General features: G+C 72.9%; 13 protein-coding genes. 7 read left to right on the forward strand and 6 right to left on the reverse strand.

Features of this window, described 5'->3' with window-relative positions; translation table 11 throughout:
* Positions 1-41: 41 nt before the first annotated feature.
* Complete coding sequence (locus Nocox_RS06155; protein WP_033408238.1) at positions 42-989, reverse strand: RDD family protein; 948 nt, start codon at positions 987-989, stop codon at positions 42-44.
* A 51-nt stretch (positions 990-1,040) separates the two neighbouring features.
* Between Nocox_RS06155 and Nocox_RS06160 the strand changes: the two genes are divergently transcribed.
* Complete coding sequence (locus Nocox_RS06160) at positions 1,041-2,033, forward strand: stage II sporulation protein M (protein ID WP_020541363.1); 993 nt, start codon at positions 1,041-1,043, stop codon at positions 2,031-2,033.
* 31 nt (positions 2,034-2,064) lie between these two features.
* Here Nocox_RS06160 and Nocox_RS06165 read toward each other — a convergent pair whose 3' ends face one another.
* The 5 genes from Nocox_RS06165 to Nocox_RS06185 are packed head-to-tail and all read right to left on the reverse strand — an operon-like array spanning position 2,065 to position 7,519.
* Positions 2,065-3,435: a DUF58 domain-containing protein gene (locus tag Nocox_RS06165; RefSeq protein WP_020541364.1), complete on the reverse strand. Its 1,371-nt coding sequence runs from the start codon at positions 3,433-3,435 to the stop codon at positions 2,065-2,067.
* Positions 3,435-4,415 (reverse strand): AAA family ATPase, encoded by a 981-nt coding sequence (locus Nocox_RS06170; protein WP_020541365.1) that lies wholly within the window; start codon positions 4,413-4,415, stop codon positions 3,435-3,437. The genes Nocox_RS06165 and Nocox_RS06170 overlap by 1 nt, the downstream gene beginning before the upstream one ends.
* The gene (locus Nocox_RS06175; RefSeq protein WP_020541366.1) at positions 4,405-5,655 is read right to left on the reverse strand and encodes a DUF4350 domain-containing protein; all 1,251 of its coding nucleotides are present in this window, start codon (positions 5,653-5,655) and stop codon (positions 4,405-4,407) included. Before Nocox_RS06175 ends, Nocox_RS06170 begins: the two co-directional genes overlap by 11 nt.
* Positions 5,652-6,278 carry a DUF4129 domain-containing protein gene (locus tag Nocox_RS06180; RefSeq protein WP_020541367.1) on the reverse strand — a complete coding sequence of 209 codons (627 nt, stop codon included), beginning with the start codon at positions 6,276-6,278 and terminating at the stop codon, positions 5,652-5,654. The genes Nocox_RS06175 and Nocox_RS06180 overlap by 4 nt, the downstream gene beginning before the upstream one ends.
* Complete coding sequence (locus tag Nocox_RS06185) at positions 6,275-7,519, reverse strand: DUF7847 domain-containing protein (protein WP_063711603.1); 1,245 nt, start codon at positions 7,517-7,519, stop codon at positions 6,275-6,277. The genes Nocox_RS06180 and Nocox_RS06185 overlap by 4 nt, the downstream gene beginning before the upstream one ends.
* 268 nt (positions 7,520-7,787) lie before the next feature.
* Between Nocox_RS06185 and mtrA the strand changes: the two genes are divergently transcribed.
* The 6 genes from mtrA (at position 7,788) to Nocox_RS06215 (ending at position 14,887) form a co-directional block, all read left to right on the forward strand.
* The gene (gene mtrA / locus Nocox_RS06190) at positions 7,788-8,465 is read left to right on the forward strand and encodes an MtrAB system response regulator MtrA (protein WP_026213951.1); all 678 of its coding nucleotides are present in this window, start codon (positions 7,788-7,790) and stop codon (positions 8,463-8,465) included.
* Between the two features lie 20 nt (positions 8,466-8,485).
* Positions 8,486-10,231 carry an MtrAB system histidine kinase MtrB gene (mtrB, locus tag Nocox_RS06195; RefSeq protein WP_020541370.1) on the forward strand — a complete coding sequence of 582 codons (1,746 nt, stop codon included), beginning with the start codon at positions 8,486-8,488 and terminating at the stop codon, positions 10,229-10,231.
* On the forward strand, positions 10,218-11,957 hold the full coding sequence (locus tag Nocox_RS06200) for an LpqB family beta-propeller domain-containing protein (protein ID WP_084685350.1): 1,740 nt from the start codon (positions 10,218-10,220) through the stop codon (positions 11,955-11,957). The genes mtrB and Nocox_RS06200 overlap by 14 nt, the downstream gene beginning before the upstream one ends.
* A gap of 22 nt (positions 11,958-11,979) precedes the next feature.
* Positions 11,980-12,714, forward strand: a complete 735-nt coding sequence (locus Nocox_RS06205; RefSeq protein ID WP_020541372.1) for a ComF family protein — start codon at positions 11,980-11,982, stop codon at positions 12,712-12,714.
* 612 nt (positions 12,715-13,326) lie between these two features.
* Positions 13,327-14,016 (forward strand): ribosome hibernation-promoting factor, HPF/YfiA family, encoded by a 690-nt coding sequence (hpf, locus tag Nocox_RS06210; RefSeq protein ID WP_020541373.1) that lies wholly within the window; start codon positions 13,327-13,329, stop codon positions 14,014-14,016.
* Positions 14,017-14,188: 172 nt separating this feature from the next.
* Positions 14,189-14,887 (forward strand): response regulator, encoded by a 699-nt coding sequence (locus Nocox_RS06215; RefSeq protein WP_020541374.1) that lies wholly within the window; start codon positions 14,189-14,191, stop codon positions 14,885-14,887.
* Positions 14,888-15,005 lie beyond the last annotated feature (118 nt).

A 15,005-nucleotide genomic window follows, 5' to 3' on the forward strand; every position in this document is an offset into this window, starting at 1 on the left:
AGCGGCGGCGGCCGTCCCCTGATGGGGGCGGCCGCCGTTCGTCATTGCGGGGGCGCGAACCCGCCCGGCGTGGTGCCCGCCCCAGGACCGGCCGGAGACGGCGGAGCCGGCGGGGGAGCGTAGGGGTTCGCGGGCGGGGGCGGCGGCGCGTACTGGGGCTGCGGGGGTGGTGGCGCGTACGGGGGCTGGGGTGGCGGTGGCGTGTACTGGGGGCGCGGCGGCGGAGGGCCGGCCGCGACGCCCGCGCGCAGCGCCAGCCGGGCCTCCTCGCGGCGGCGACGCTCGGCCAGCACGGCGCTCAGATACGCGTACGGCGGCACCCCGGCCGGCGCGGCGGGCGAGACGAACGCCGCCGTCTGGGCCGCGATCCGCACCCCCATCTCGTGCCGGGCCTGCGGCGAAAGGTCGTGCCAGCGCAGCAGGTATTGCCGGGCCGCCTGCGCCACCTCGTCCGGCAGCCGCGACAGCTCCAGCGTGGACGCCCAGGCGGCGAGCGGCGGCGGCATCTGGACGGCCTGCCCGCTCTGCCGCGGCGCCCGGTCGGAGATGACGATCGTGCCGGCGAAGACGTCGCCCAGCCGCTTGCCCCGCTGCGAGACCAGCGAGGCGATCAGCGCGGGCGCCCCGGAGAGCATCCAGAGCTCCACCAGGCCCGCGAGCCCGCGGAACAGCGCCTGCCTGAACCGCTCGGGGCTGCCGTCGTCGCTCACCACCCGCAGCCCGAGCGCCAGCTTGCCGAGACTGCGCCCCCTGCTCACCGACTCGAAGATCACCGGGTAGCCGACGATCACCAGGACCATCAGCGTGATCATGACAGCCGCGAACGCCGCCGGGTCCGACACCGTGGCGAACGCCCCCAGCAGGACGTAGGCCCCCACCAGCACGGTCACCTGCACGGCCAGGTCGATGACGATCGCCAGGGCGCGCGAGGGCATCTGCGCCACGCGTACCTCGACGACGACGGCATCACCTGTCACAACCTCCGACATATCTGGAGCCTAACGGCTCTGCGCAGGTGAACGAGCGGCCAGAATGTTCGGGTGGACATCGACGCGTTCATCGCCGCACACCGCCCCGCATGGGACCGGCTCGACCACCTGGTGAAGCACCGCTCGTCGCTGACCGGCGCCGAGGTGGACGAACTGGTCGACCTCTACCAGCGGGTGGCGACGCACCTGTCGATCGTCCGCTCCTCGGCGCACGACCCGATGCTCACCGGCCGGCTGTCGGCGCTGGTGGCGCGGGCCAGGTCGGCGGTGACGGGGGCGCACACGCCCGCCTGGCGGGAGTTCGTCCGCTTCTTCACGGTGTCGTTCCCCGTGGTCGCCTACCGGGCGCGGTGGTGGTGGCTGGCCACGGCGCTGGCGACCACGGCGGTGGCGTGGGTGTTCGGCGCGTGGGTGGCGGCCAACCCCGACGTGCAGGCCGTGATCGGCACGCCCGACGAGATCACCCAGCTCGTCGAGCACGACTTCGCCGACTACTACTCGGAGAACCCGGCCGCGTCGTTCGCCGGCCGGGTGTGGATCAACAACGCCTGGGTGTCGGCCCAGGTGATCATCTACTCGGTGCTGCTGGGGCTGCCCATTCCGTACGTGCTGTTCCAGAACGCGGCGAACGTCGGCGTGTCCGGCGGGCTCATGGCCTCCCGCGACAAGCTGGACATCTTCTTCGGGCTGATCACGCCGCACGGGCTGCTGGAGCTGACCGCCGTCTTCCTGGCGGCGGCCGTCGGCATGCGGCTCGGCTGGACGGTCATCGACCCGGGGCCGCGCCGGCGCACCGAGGTGCTGGCCGAGCAGGGGCGGGCCGTGATGAGCGTGGCGCTGGGGCTGGTCGTGGTGCTGTTCCTGTCGGGGCTGATCGAGGCGTTCGTCACCCCGTCGCCGCTGCCGACCTGGGCCCGCGTGGGCATCGGGGTGCTCGCCGAGGCGGCGTTCCTCGCGTACGTCATCGGCTTCGGCCGCCGGGCCGCGCGGGCCGCCGAGACCGGCGACCTAGAACGCGCCCCCGACGTCGCCCCAGCCGCCTGACCCGCCCCGCCGCCTACACCCGCCCCGCCGCCTACAGCCGGCCTGCCGCCTTCAGGGCCAGGTAGGCGTCCGCCAGCGCGGGCGCGATGTCCTCCGGCGGGGCGTCCACGACCTCGACCCCGGCGCGCCGCAGCCGGGCGGTGATGCGCCGCCGTTCGAGCTGGGCGTGCTCGGCCGCCGCCGCGTCGTAGACCTCCTCCGCCGAGCCCCGCCGCGCCGCCATCGCGGCCACCCGCGGATCGGACACCCCGGCCACCAGCAGCAGGTGCCGCGAGGCGAGCTGCGGCAGCACCGGCATGAGCCCCTCGTCCATGGCCGCCCCGTTGAGGTCGGTGAGCAGCACCACCAGGCAGCGCCGTCTGGCCCGCGACAGCACCGCCGCCACCATGCCCTGCGCGTCGGCCTCGACCAGCTCTGCCTCGATCGGCGCCATGACGTTGACCAGCGACGACAGCAGCTCGGTGCGGGAGGCGCCGCCCACCCAGGCGCGTACGGCCCGGTCGTAGGCGAGGAAGTCGACCTGGTCGCCGGCCCGCGCGGCGAGCGCGGCCAGCAGCAGCGCCGCGTCCATCGACCAGTCGAGCCGCGGCCAGCCGGGCACCGGCCGGGGATCGGGCCTGACCAGCAGCCCGCCGCCCGGCGTCGCGCCCGCCATGGGGATCGGCGCGTCGCCCACCCGGCCCGCCGACGTGCGCCCGGTGTCGAGCACGATCAGCACCCGCCGGTCGCGTTCCGGCCGCCAGGTGCGCACCACCACGTCGTGCCGGCGCGCCGTGGCCCGCCAGTCGATGGAGCGCACGTCGTCGCCGACGACGTACTCGCGCAGGGAGTCGAACTCGGTGCCCTGGCCGCGTACGAGCGCGGGATGCTGCCCGTCGAGCTCGCGCAGCCGGGCCAGCCGCGAGGGCAGGTGCTTGCGCGACAGGAACGGCGGCAGCACCCGCACCGTCCACGGCGCGCGGTGCCCGCCCTGCCGGGCGGCCAGCCCGAGCGGCCCGAGCGAGCGCACCGTGACCGCCACCGACGAGCGGTCGCCCCGCCGGGTCGGGTCGAGCGTGACGACGATCCTGCGCCGCTCGCCCTTTGGCACGTCGATCCGCGCGACCCGCGGCGTCGCCCCGGCCGACGGCGGCCAGGCGTCGCGCAGCACGCCCCGCACCCGCCTGGACCCGGGGTTCTCCACGACGAGCTCGACCGTGGCCCGCTGCCCCAGCCGGACGAGGGTGTCGCCGGACCGGTGCAGGCGCAGCGGCCGCACCGCCCCCGCGAACGTCAGGTCGATCACGATCGCCGCCGCCAGCAGCAGGCACACCCCGGCGAGCGCCGCCCCGGGCCGCGGCGCGAGCATCACCAGCACGATCCCGAGCGCGGCGACCAGCCCGGCCCGCCCCGTCAGCGCCATCAGCGCGGGACCGGGACCGAGGCCAGGATGCCGTCGAGCAGGCCGTCGGCGGTCGCGCCCTCCAGCTCCGCCTCGGGCCGCAGGCCCACGCGGTGCCGCAGCGCGGGCCTGGCCAGCGCCTTGACGTCGTCGGGGGTCACGTAGTGCCGCCCGGACAGCCACGCCCACGCGCGGGAGGCCGCGAGCAGCGCCGTCGCCCCTCGCGGCGAGACGCCGAGCTGCAACGACGGGGAGCTCCTGGTCGCGCGGGCCACGTCCACGATGTAGCCGAGCACCTCGGGCGCCACGTGCACCTGGGACGCGGCCTCCCGCCCTGCGGCGAGGTCCGCGGCGGACGCGACCGGCTTGACCTCCGACAGGTCGCGCGGGTCGAAGCCGCGGGCGTGCCGCTCCAGCACCGCGATCTCCTGCTCGCGCGGCGGCAGCGGCACGGTCAGCTTCAGCAGGAACCGGTCGAGCTGCGCCTCGGGGAGCTGGTAGGTGCCCTCGTACTCGACCGGGTTCTGGGTCGCGCAGACCACGAACGGGTCGGGCAGCGGCCGGGCCGACCCCTCCACGCTGACCTGCCGCTCCTCCATCGCCTCCAGCAGCGCGGCCTGCGTCTTCGGCGGGGTGCGGTTGATCTCATCGGCGAGCAGCAGGTTCGTGAAGACAGGGCCCTCGCGGAACTCGAACTCCGCGGTCTTCGCGTCGTAGATCAGCGAGCCGGTCACGTCGCCGGGCATCAGGTCGGGCGTGAACTGCACCCGCTTGAAGTCCAGGGACAGCGCGGCGCTCAGCGTGCGCACCATCAGCGTCTTCGCCACACCGGGCACGCCCTCCAGCAGCACGTGCCCCCTGCACAGCAGCGCGATGACCAGCCCCGTCACCACCGCGTCCTGGCCCACGACGGCCTTGGCCACCTCGGCGCGGAGCGCGGCGAGCGCGTCCCTGGCCGCGTCGGCGGACGTCGTCGGGTGGTAACTCTGCTCAGAGTTCACTGACCTGCCTTTCCATGTGGTCCAAGTATGCGGCGAGGGCGACGAGGGCCGCGTCGTCGGCGGGCGGCGGGCCGTACAGGGCCGCGCCGACCCGGTGCGCGTCCTGGCCGGTGCGGGCGGCGAGGGCGGCCACCACCTCCCGGCCGCCGGCCCCGGTGGCCAGGCCGAGCCGGGGGGTCAGCCGGTCGATCGCGCCCGCGCGCAGCGCCTCGGCGGCCCGCTGCCTGGCCCGCCTGGCGCGGTAGAGGCGGCCACGGCCCTCGACGGTCTCGGCCGCGCGTACGACGACGGGCAGGCGCTCGGTCACCACGGGCCCGAGCCGCCGGCCGCGCCAGATCGCCGTGACCGCCACCGCGATGATCGCCATGTAGACGCTCCAGCGCACGTTGTCCGGCATGAGGTCGGTCAGCGACTGGCCGCGTTCGCCGGGCAGCTCGGCGACCGGCGGGTTGTCCGGGCGGACCAGCCAGGTCACCGGCCTGCCTGTGCCGATGAGGTTGAGCGCGAGCGCGGCGTTGCCGTCCTCGGCGAGGCGGAGGTTCGTCATGAAAGAGCCGTCGCCGACGACCGTCGTCGTGCCGCCCTCGCGGGAGTAGGACACCAGCGTGTAGCCCTCGGTGGTGGACGGGTAGCAGAGGGCAGCGCCGGGAGGGCCGTGGAAGGCCGCGCCGCCCATGTACGCGCTCCCCGCCGCCCGCGCCGCGGGCAGCGCGCACTCCGGCTCGCGCGAGCGGGTGCGGGCCGGGGCCGGGTCGGGGCGCACCTCGGGGGCCAGCGCCGTCAGGCCGGGCACGGCGCCGACGATCAGCCGGTCGCCCGGGATCCTGGCCAGGGCGTGCTCGTCGGCGTAGACGGTGTCGGTGATCAGCAGCAGCCGCGGGCCGCCCGTGGCGGCGAGCCGGGCGGCCGCCTCGGCGGAGTCGACCCGGTCGACCTGGACGCCGCGCGCCCGCAGCAGCTCGGCCAGCGCCCTGGACCCGGCGAGCGAGGTGTCGGCCGGGTCGAGCGGGCGCGAGGGCCCGCGTTGCGGGCCGAGCAGCACGCCGAGCACCGCGATCAGCACGACGAGGGCGCCCAGGAGCACGATCAGGCGGCCCGCCCGCCAGGTGGAGCGGAGGGTCGGCGAGGTGGGGGCGGAGCCGCCCGGCGGGTCGCCGGGCACGACCCCGTCGTCGGTGACGACCGGCTCGCCGAGCGCCGCTCCGCCGGGAGCGAGCGACTCCTCCGCCGGCGCGCTCACGACGCCTCCCCGGCCAACGTCAGTGGGGCAGGGCGGGACTGGCGGAGGCGTTCGTCGAGGCCGGTCATGGTGGCGTAGGCGTCGGGGGTGCCCGGCACGCCGCCGTAGGTCACCTCGTCGAAGGAGCGGGCCGCCGCCGCCAGCTCGCCGGCGAGGTCGGGCAGCGCCGCCGCGGCCTCGGCGGCCAGCTCGTCGGCGGTGCGGCCGGGCATGCCGTCGACCAGCGCGCGTTCCTCCAGGTCGCGGGCGATGGCGCGGAGCCGCTCCTGGATCGCCTCGCTCCAGCGGCCCTCGCCGGCCAGCCGCTCGGCGGCCCGGCGGTGCTCGTCGGCGGTGCGGGCGCGCTCGCCGTACAGGCCGCCGGTGACCAGGCGGCGCCGCCTGGACATGCGGCGGAGCTGCCACGACACCAGCACGGTCACGGCGACGACGAGCGCCAGGATGACGACGCTCGCGATGATCCCGCCCACCGGGCCGTTGCCGAAGGCGGCGTCGGCCAGGTCGCCGAGGAACTGGTTGAAGCGCCGCAGGAGCATGTCGGGCAGGGACTCGCGCTCGTACGGGGCCTTGAGGAGCTCCTCCGCGGCCCGCCGCGCGGCCTCCTCCCTGCCGATGGGGCTCACGACCCGGCGGAGTTGGACGGGTGCCAGAGCTCGTCGGCCGAGCCGTGCACCCAGCCCTGGCGTTGCTGTTCGATGGCCGCCGTCTGCAGCACGAGGTCGAACGCCTCGCTGCGCATGCGCCGGTCGGCGTACAGGAGACCGGCGACGCCCGCCTCGAAGGGGTAGGTGAACATCGCGCCGAGCGTGCCGCCGATCGCGATCAGCACGGCCGACACGACGGCGTTGACCATCGAGCCCGCCCCGAGCATGCCGAACAGCGTGCCCGCGATCGTGAACGGGATGGACAGGACGCCCGCCACCAGGCCGACCAGCAGCGACGTGAGCAGCAGGATGCCGAGCACCCGCCAGAAGTCGCCGGTGACCAGCTGCCAGGAGCGGCGCATGGCGTCGATCGGCCCCCGGCTCTCCAGCACCACCGCCGGCGAGGCGAACGCGAAGCGGGTGCGGAAGAACAGGTAGTAGGCGATGTAGAGGATGAAGAACACCACCATCAGCCCGAGGAGCCCTCCGGCGCCGGTGCCGTTGGCCACCAGCGCGACGCCGATCACCACGAAGGCGATCAGCGGCACCGCCATGATGACCACCATCAGGCCCACGACGCCGAACAGCGCCGGCACCCGGCCCTTGACCAGGTGCCACGCCTCGCCCGCCGTGAGGTTGCCGCCGAAGACGGCCCGCCCGAGTATGCGGGTGATCACGCCGGTCAGCAGCGTGACCACGACGAACTGGATGGCGTAGGAGACCAGGGTGCCGCCGTACTGGGCGGCCAGGCCGGCCATGCTGCTGTCGAGCTGGTCGCCCTCGCGCGCGGAGGGGTCGGTGAGCATGCTGCCCATGCTGTCGAGCACGAACGCCTGCCCGACGGCCAGCGGCACGGAGGCGAGCAGCGCGGCGACGGCCGACAGGCCGAGCACCGCCTTGGGGTTGGAGCGGATGAGCTTGATGGTGCCGTCGAGCATGTCGCCGAGGCCCAGCGGGCGCAGCGGGATGATGCCGGGGCGCAGCGCGGGGGGCGGCGGCATGTAGCCGTAGCCCGGCTGCGGGTGGGGCGGGTAGGGCGGCCGTGGGCCGGGGGCGTGGGGCTGCTGCTGTGGAGCCTGCCCGTACGGCTGCCCGTAGGGCACCTGCTCGGGGGAGCCGGGCGCGGTCCACGGGGAGGCCGGCGGGGCGCTGTAGGGCGGGGGCTGTTCGGCCGACCAACCTGGGGGCGTCTCGGGCGAGGGACCGTGACCGTCTGACATATCCCAATCCTGGCATGCTGGGCGGGAGCTTGGTGTCCCGGAGGAGATTCGCTGCCCGATGACGCCTTTGTTCATAGGGAAATCTGGCAAGGATCCGCACCAGGGATGGCCTAAAGACGCTCCGTTACCGCAGACTTGGGATGCGGTCGCGGGGGCGGACCTGATTGTCGCCTTTCTCAGGGCTCAGGTCACACTCATGGGTCCACCAAGGGTAACCTTCAGCGATCGTGCGGGTATGTCCCAGAATGCGTAGAACGAATGAGGGGCCATGAAAGGTCGCGTGCTGGTCGTCGACGACGACGCCGCTCTCGCCGAGATGCTGGGGATCGTGCTGCGGGGCGAGGGGTTCGAACCATCCTTCGTGTCTGACGGCGACAAGGCGCTCGACGCGTTCCGGGACACGCGCCCGGACCTCGTCCTGCTCGACCTGATGCTGCCGGGGGCCGACGGCATCGACGTGGCGCGCAGGATCAGGGCCGAGTCCGGGGTCCCGATCGTCATGCTCACGGCGAAGAGCGACACCATTGACGTCGTCCTCGGCCTGGAGTCCGGCGCCGACGACTACATCGTCAAGCCGTTCAAGCCGAAGGAGCTGGTCGCGCGGGTGCGGGCGCGGCTCCGCCGTACGGACGAGCCGACGCCGGAGATCCTCCAGATCGGCGACATCACCATCGACGTGGCCGGCCACTCGGTCAAGCGGAGCGAGGAGACCATCAACCTCACGCCGCTCGAGTTCGACCTGCTGGTCGCGCTGGCCCGCAAGCCGCGCCAGGTCTTCACCCGCGAGGTCCTGCTGGAGCAGGTGTGGGGCTACCGGCACGCGGCCGACACGCGGCTGGTCAACGTGCACGTCCAGCGGCTCCGGGCCAAGATCGAGAAGGACCCCGAGCACCCCGAGATCGTGGTCACGGTCCGCGGCGTGGGCTACAAAGCCGGACCCGCCTGATCCGCCCGCCCCCACCCGCCATGCCCCCGACGAAGACCAAGCGCCCCCGCAGGCGGACGCCGCGCCAGATCCTCGGCGGCGTCCGCCGGCGGGTGCGGCGTGCGGCGGGCAGGGCGCGCAGCGTCTGGCGGCGCTCGCTGCAGCTCCAGGTCGTCACCAGCACGCTGGTGATCTCCGTCGTCGTGGTGGTGGTGCTCGGCACGTTCCTGTCCGAGCAGATCAACCGGGCCGTCATCCAGAGCAGCCAGCAGTCCTCGGTCAGCGAGGCCAACGCCGACCGGCTGCAGATCGCCGACGCGCTCGCGCCTCCCGACGACGACCAGACCAAGGCCGTCGACGCGGGCAAGGCCGCGGTCAACCCGCTCGACGAGGTGATGGGCGCCGTCACCGGCTCCGTCGACGGCGGCTCCAAGAAGCGCTACGACGTGCTCATACTCAACGTCGCCGCCCCCGGGCAGTCACGCGCCTCCGGCCGCCTCGTGCCCGGCAACGTGCCGCCCGCCCTGCGCGCCGGGCTGCAGCGCAACATCACGAAGCTGGTCTACGACAAGCCCATCGTCTCCATCGAGCGCGTCGCGCTGACCGGGCAGAGCCAGCCCCGCCTGATGTACGTCGTCGGCGGCATCGTCCACGAGCCCTTCAGCGGCCAGAACTACGAGGTCTACCACTTCTTCCCGCTCGACGAGGAAGAGGCGCTGCTGTCCAACGTCCGGCTCGCCATCGTCGTGGTGGGGCTCGGCCTCGTGCTGCTGCTCGCGGCGATCGCGTACCTGGTGGCCCGGCAGGTCGTCACCCCCGTACGGCTGGCCCGCCAGGCCGCCGAACGGCTGGCCGCGGGCAAGCTGGACGAACGGCTCAAGGTACGCGGCGAGGACGACCTCGCCCGCCTGGCCAACTCCTTCAACGAGATGGCCGCCAACCTGGCGCTCAAGATCCACCAGCTTGAGGAGCTGTCGCAGGTCCAGCGGCAGTTCGTCTCCGACGTCTCGCACGAGCTGCGCACCCCGCTGACCACCGTGCGCATGGCCGCCGACCTGCTGTACGACGCGCGCGAGGACTTCGACCCCATGGCCTCCCGCTCGGCCGAGCTCATGCAGGCCCAGCTCGAACGGTTCGAGTCGATGCTGGGCGACCTGCTGGAGATCAGCCGCTACGACGCCGGCGCGGCCACGCTCGACCTGGAGCCGGTCGACGTCACCAAGGTCGTGCTGCGCGCGATCGAGGACTCCGAGGCGCTGGCCGAGCGCCACGGCACCCGCTTCGAGCTGCGGCTGCCGCCCGAGCCCTGCATGGCCGAGATCGACAACCGCCGGGTCGAGCGGATCCTGCGCAACCTGCTGTTCAACGCCATAGAGCACGGCGAGGGCAGGGAGATCGTCGTCACCGTCGGCGCCGACCGCGACGCCGTGGCGGTCGCCGTACGCGACCACGGCATAGGGCTCAAACCGGGCGAGGACACCATGGTCTTCGACCGGTTCTGGCGGGCCGACCCGTCACGGGCGCGCACCATCGGCGGCACCGGGCTCGGCCTGGCGATCTCCCGCGAGGACGCCACCCTGCACGGCGGCTGGCTCCAGGCGTGGGGGCAGCCGGGCGAGGGCTCGCAGTTCAGGCTGACCCTGCCGCGCACGGCCGGGGCCGACCTCAAGGGCTCGCCGCTGCCGCTCGTGCCGCCCGAGATCGAGATGCGGCGCACCTGGCGCGGGGCCATGACGCCCGTGCTGCTGCCCGCCGTGGGGGACGGGGCGGTCGATGACGAGGACTAGGCGGCTCTGCGCCGTCGCCGCGGTGGCCGCGGCCGTGGCGCTGACGGGCTCGGGGTGCTCCGTGATCCCGGTCAGCGGGCCGTACGTGGTGGACGACACGGGCAGCGGCGACCCGCTCAGCAAGCCGTTCCAGCGGATGATCGCCACCGCGCCGCAGCCCGGCTGGGGGCCCCAGGACGTGCTCAAGGGCCTCCAGGCGGCCATGGCCGCCTACGACGACGACCCGACGGTCCTGCCGCAGTACCTCACGCCCGAGGCGTTGCGCGGCTGGAGCCCCGACGGCGCGGTGACCGTGCTCGACGACGCCTGGAACTGGACCTTCGACCTGGGCGACCAGGACGGCACCGAGTCGGTGCAGAAGATCTCCGTCAAGGCCCCCCAGATCGCCAGGATCGAGGAGGACGACACCTACGTGCCGCTGGCCGGCAACTGGGCGCGGCCGTTCGAGCTGGTCAAGGTCGAGGGCGTGGGCTACCGGGTGCGCAGCCTGCCGCAGGGGATCATCCTCACGAAGTCCGACGTCGCGCGGGCGTACCGGCCGACCAAGCTCTACTACCTCAGCAGCGGCACCCAGGACCGGCTGGTGGTGGACAGCGTGCGGCTGCGGCTCAAGCCGACCAAGACGTACGCGCAGGTCGTGCTCGAACGGCTGCTCAAGGCCCCGAGCGCCGCCCTCCAGGGCGCGGTGAGCACCAGCTTCCCCTCCGGCACCAGGATCGAGTCGGTGCGCTCGGGCGAGGACGAACGGGTCGTCATCAACCTGTCGGGCCCGATCGACCCGCTCGACCTGAGCGGCGAGCACGCCCTCATGGCCCAGATCCGCTACAGCCTCACCAACAACGACGTCGCCAAGGGCCGCCCCATCGAGGTGCAGGTGGACGGGGAGCAGTATTCCGTCTCCCAGCCCAACGTCGACCAGGGCTGGCTGGACAACGGCGTCAACACCGACTACTACATCGACAACGGCGCCGTCCACTACATGACCAACGAGGGGCCGGGGGGCGCCGTCGCCGGGCCCGCGGGCCAGCCGCGCGAGGGCTACTCCAACTTCGCGCTGTCCAAGCAGGGCGACCTCGTCGCCGCCCAGACCTCCACGGGCATCTCCATCACCCCCGCCACCCAGGAGGGGCAGTGGCAGGAGGTCGTCCAGGGCTCCCCGCAGGACCTCACCGCGCCGTCCTGGCACCGCGACGGGTCGCTGTGGACGTTCGACCGCAAGAACGGCGTCGTGCTGCGCTACGAACCCGGCTCCAACCGCCCCGCCGAGCGTGTCGCCGCGCCCGGGCTGAAGGGCTGGGACGTCACCCGCATGCGCATCGCCAGGGACGGCGTCCGCGTGGTGCTGACCACCGGCGAGAACATCGTGCACGTCGGCGCGCTGACCCAGGCGGGCGGGCTGATGCTCAGCAACGTCAGGGTGCCGACGGCCAGGGAGCCAGGCGGGCTCATCGAGGACCTCGCGTGGCGGGACGACGAGCACGTGCTCGTGCTGGTCAAGAGCAACGCCGGGCAGACGCTGAACGAGATCGACATCGGCGACGGCGACGTCACCGAGATCCCGCTGAAGAACCGGCTGCGGCGGGTCGCGGCGCTCAACGAGCACGTGCTCGCGCAGGCGGAGAAGGGCAAGGGGAAGGGCTCGGAGATCCTGGAGCTCTCGCAGGACCAGAGCTGGAAGACCAGGATCGAGTCCAACGCCGAAGCCCCCCTGTTCCCCTTGGGCTGAGCCGCCCGCTCAGGGGGCGGGAATGTCGGTGGCGGCGGGCATGCTGGCAGGCGTGCTGAACGCCGTGCTCGACCTCGTCCTGCCCCCGGCCTGCGCGGGCTGCGGCGCCAAGGGGCCCCGGTGCTGCGCCGCGTGCGTGGCCGAGCTGACCGCCCGGCCGGCCCGGCGGCGGCCGGACCCGTGCCCGCCCGGCCTTCCCGACTGCTGGTCGGCGAGCCCGTACGACGGCCGGGCCCGCCGCGTCGTCCTCGCCTACAAGGAGCGGGGCGCGGTGACGCTGGCGGCGGTCCTCGCCGAGGCGCTGGCGTTCACCGCCGTCACGGCGCTCTCCCGCACCCCCGGCGCCCTCCGCGCGTACGCGGCCGGCTTCGCCGTCGTCCCGGTCCCCAGCACCCGGGCCACGGCCGGGGCCAGGGGCCACGACCCGGTCGCCCGCCTGGCCCTGCTCGCGTCCCGCGCCCTGCGCGCGCTCGGCCTGCCCGCCCACCCCTGGGACGGCCTGACGCAGGTCCGCTCCGTGGCCGACCAGGCGGGCCTGAGCAGCGCTGAGCGGACGGCCAACCTCGCCGGGTCACTACGGGTCACCCGCCCCGCGGCAGGCCCTCCAGCGCCGTGTGCGCTGCTCGTGGACGACATCGTGACGACCGGCGCCACCCTCGCCGAGGCCGCGCGAGCCCTCCGATCAGTCGGAACGCCGGTTCCGCTGGCGATCACCGTCGCCGCGACACGCCGAAGATCTAAAAAAGCATTACAGTGACAGTGAGTGAAAGACGCGGCCGACCGGCCCCTCCCCAGGAGGCCACATGTCGCTTCCCCGCGGGTTGCCGCCGCAGTGCTCGACCGGCGCTCAGCGCCCCGCCGCAGCGGACGCCGGCCGATTAAACAGGGCATCAAACCACGCCGCTCCGCCCCGTGAATATCACGCAAAGTGATCGCCACGCCGGTCCTCCGGCTGACATCGGCCCAGGATGCGGATAGCGTTCTGACATGGCACCCGTTCGGGTCCGTGGTTGCGCAGAGCTGGGGCTCCCGGCTCTGCTAGCCGATGCCAGCCGCAGGCAAAACGGTCCACGTAAGGCGACTCTTTGTCGACCGATCACGGTGCGGCTTAGGGGTAAGTCCTGCCTTCCCGAGAGGTCAGATGCCTCTCGCCAGAAGAGAAGGGCAGTAGTGGCAACAGAGCTGCGAGACCCTCAGCAGGCGGATGTGGGGTCGAAGACCAGGTCGGCCGGGCGGGTGCCAACCGAGTTCCCGGTGACCGCGAGTCGGAGGAGGGTAACGGTGACAGGAAGGCGGACAGGAGACCTCGCCCGATCCGCAGCTCGTCGGGCGCTCTTGCTCAGTCGTTAGACGGAAGGGGGGCTTTTGCATGGACATCATCGTCAAGGGCCGGCACACGGGTGTGAGTGATCGGTTCCGCGACCAAGTGACGACCAAGCTGGCCAGGATCGAACGTCTGGACAACAAACTCATCCGAGTCGATGTGCAGGTGTCCAAGGAACGCAATCCGCGCCTCGCGGGACAGCGGGAGCGCGTCGAGCTCACCATCCACTCCCGAGGGCCGGCCATCCGCGCCGAGGCCTCGGCCGACGACCGGTTCGCCGCCCTCGACCTGGCGCTGGACAAGCTGGAGGGCCGCCTGAGGCGGCTCGCCGACCGGCGCAAGGTGCACCACGGCAACCACTGCCCGCCCTCCGTGGCGGAGATCACCGCGACGCTTCCCGACGTCACCGGCCTGCCGCCCCAGGAGCCCGCCGCGCCGAAGAAGGCCCAGGCCGGCGAGGGCGAGCCGCAGCGTGCCGGTGACTACGCCGACGTCACCTACGACGACAGGGCCGACGAGGACATCGTCCCTATCGAGATGGACGGCGAGGGGCCGCTCATCGTCAGGGAGAAGTTCCACCGGGCCGAGCCGATGACCATCGACCAGGCGCTGCTGGAGATGGAGCTGGTCGGCCACGACTTCTACCTCTTCCGTGACAAGGAGAGCGGTCAGCCGAGCGTCGTCTACAACAGACGCGGGTACAACTACGGCGTGTTGCGGCTCGTAGAGCCCTGATCGCGCACTGAAAAAGATCTTCTCGACCACCCGAGGACCGCGGCACACGTGCGATCATGGCGGTTACGGCTCTGGCCCCCCGACGAGGAGGAGACGTGAGCGAGCTCAGTCAGGTTCAGCCGAGCGAGCGAAACGAGGGAAGCGCGGTCGCGAGGCGGATCAAGGAGGCCTCGTGAGCGAGTCCGACGAGGCCCGCGCGTCAGCGAGCGAGCCCATTCGCGTGCTGATCGTCGACGACCACGAGCTGATCAGGCGCAGCCTGGCTCTGGCGCTGGCGGCTGAACCCGACATCGAGGTGGTCGGTGAGGCGAGCGACGGGCAGGAGGCGGTCGAGCTGGCCGACCGCCTCATGCCCGACGTGGCGCTCATGGACGTGCGCATGCCGCGGCAGGACGGGATCGAGGCGACGAAGGGCATCAAGGCCTCGGTCCCCAGCACCCGCATCATCATGCTGACGGTGAGCGACGAGGAGGAGGACCTCTTCGAGGCCATCAAGGCGGGAGCCACCGGCTACCTCCTCAAGGATGTCCAGATCAACGACGTCCCCGCCGCGGTGCGCGGCGTGCACGAAGGCCAGTCGTTAATCAACCCGGCGATGGCGGCCAAGCTCATCAGCGAGTTCGCCAACATGAGCCGCAAAGAGGCCGAGCGCCCGCCCCAGCTGCCCGTCCCCCGGCTGACCGACCGCGAGATGGAGGTCCTGCGGCTGGTCGCCAAGGGCATGAACAACCGCGAGATCGCCAAGCAGCTCTTCATCTCCGAGAACACCGTGAAGAACCACGTACGCAACATCCTCGACAAGCTGCAACTGCACTCCCGGATGGAGGCGGTGGTCTACGCGGTGCGGGAGCGCATGCTGGAGATCACGTAAGCGAAGCCCCCACCCCCGCCCACGCATCCCGGACCGCGTGACCCCCTCCCCATGACCCGCCCGAGGCGCCCCGGTGGGCCGATGGTCGTGGGCCTGGTGCTCGGGGCGCTCTCGGCCT

This window comes from Nonomuraea coxensis DSM 45129, assembly GCF_019397265.1.
GTDB classification, from domain to species: Bacteria; Actinomycetota; Actinomycetes; order Streptosporangiales; family Streptosporangiaceae; genus Nonomuraea; species Nonomuraea coxensis.

What these genes read in the sequence shown, in the direction of transcription:
- Nocox_RS06155 (WP_033408238.1), bottom strand. Translation starts at nt 989, where the DNA reads ATGTCGGAGGTTGTGACAGGTGATGCCGTCGTCGTCGAGGTACGCGTG.
- Nocox_RS06165 (WP_020541364.1), bottom strand. Translation starts at nt 3,435, where the DNA reads ATGGCGCTGACGGGGCGGGCCGGGCTGGTCGCCGCGCTCGGGATCGTG.
- Nocox_RS06185 (WP_063711603.1), bottom strand. Translation starts at nt 7,519, where the DNA reads ATGTCAGACGGTCACGGTCCCTCGCCCGAGACGCCCCCAGGTTGGTCG.
- mtrA (WP_026213951.1), top strand. Translation starts at nt 7,788, where the DNA reads ATGAAAGGTCGCGTGCTGGTCGTCGACGACGACGCCGCTCTCGCCGAG.
- mtrB (WP_020541370.1), top strand. Translation starts at nt 8,486, where the DNA reads ATGCCCCCGACGAAGACCAAGCGCCCCCGCAGGCGGACGCCGCGCCAG.
- Nocox_RS06200 (WP_084685350.1), top strand. Translation starts at nt 10,218, where the DNA reads ATGACGAGGACTAGGCGGCTCTGCGCCGTCGCCGCGGTGGCCGCGGCC.
- Nocox_RS06205 (WP_020541372.1), top strand. Translation starts at nt 11,980, where the DNA reads ATGTCGGTGGCGGCGGGCATGCTGGCAGGCGTGCTGAACGCCGTGCTC.
- hpf (WP_020541373.1), top strand. Translation starts at nt 13,327, where the DNA reads ATGGACATCATCGTCAAGGGCCGGCACACGGGTGTGAGTGATCGGTTC.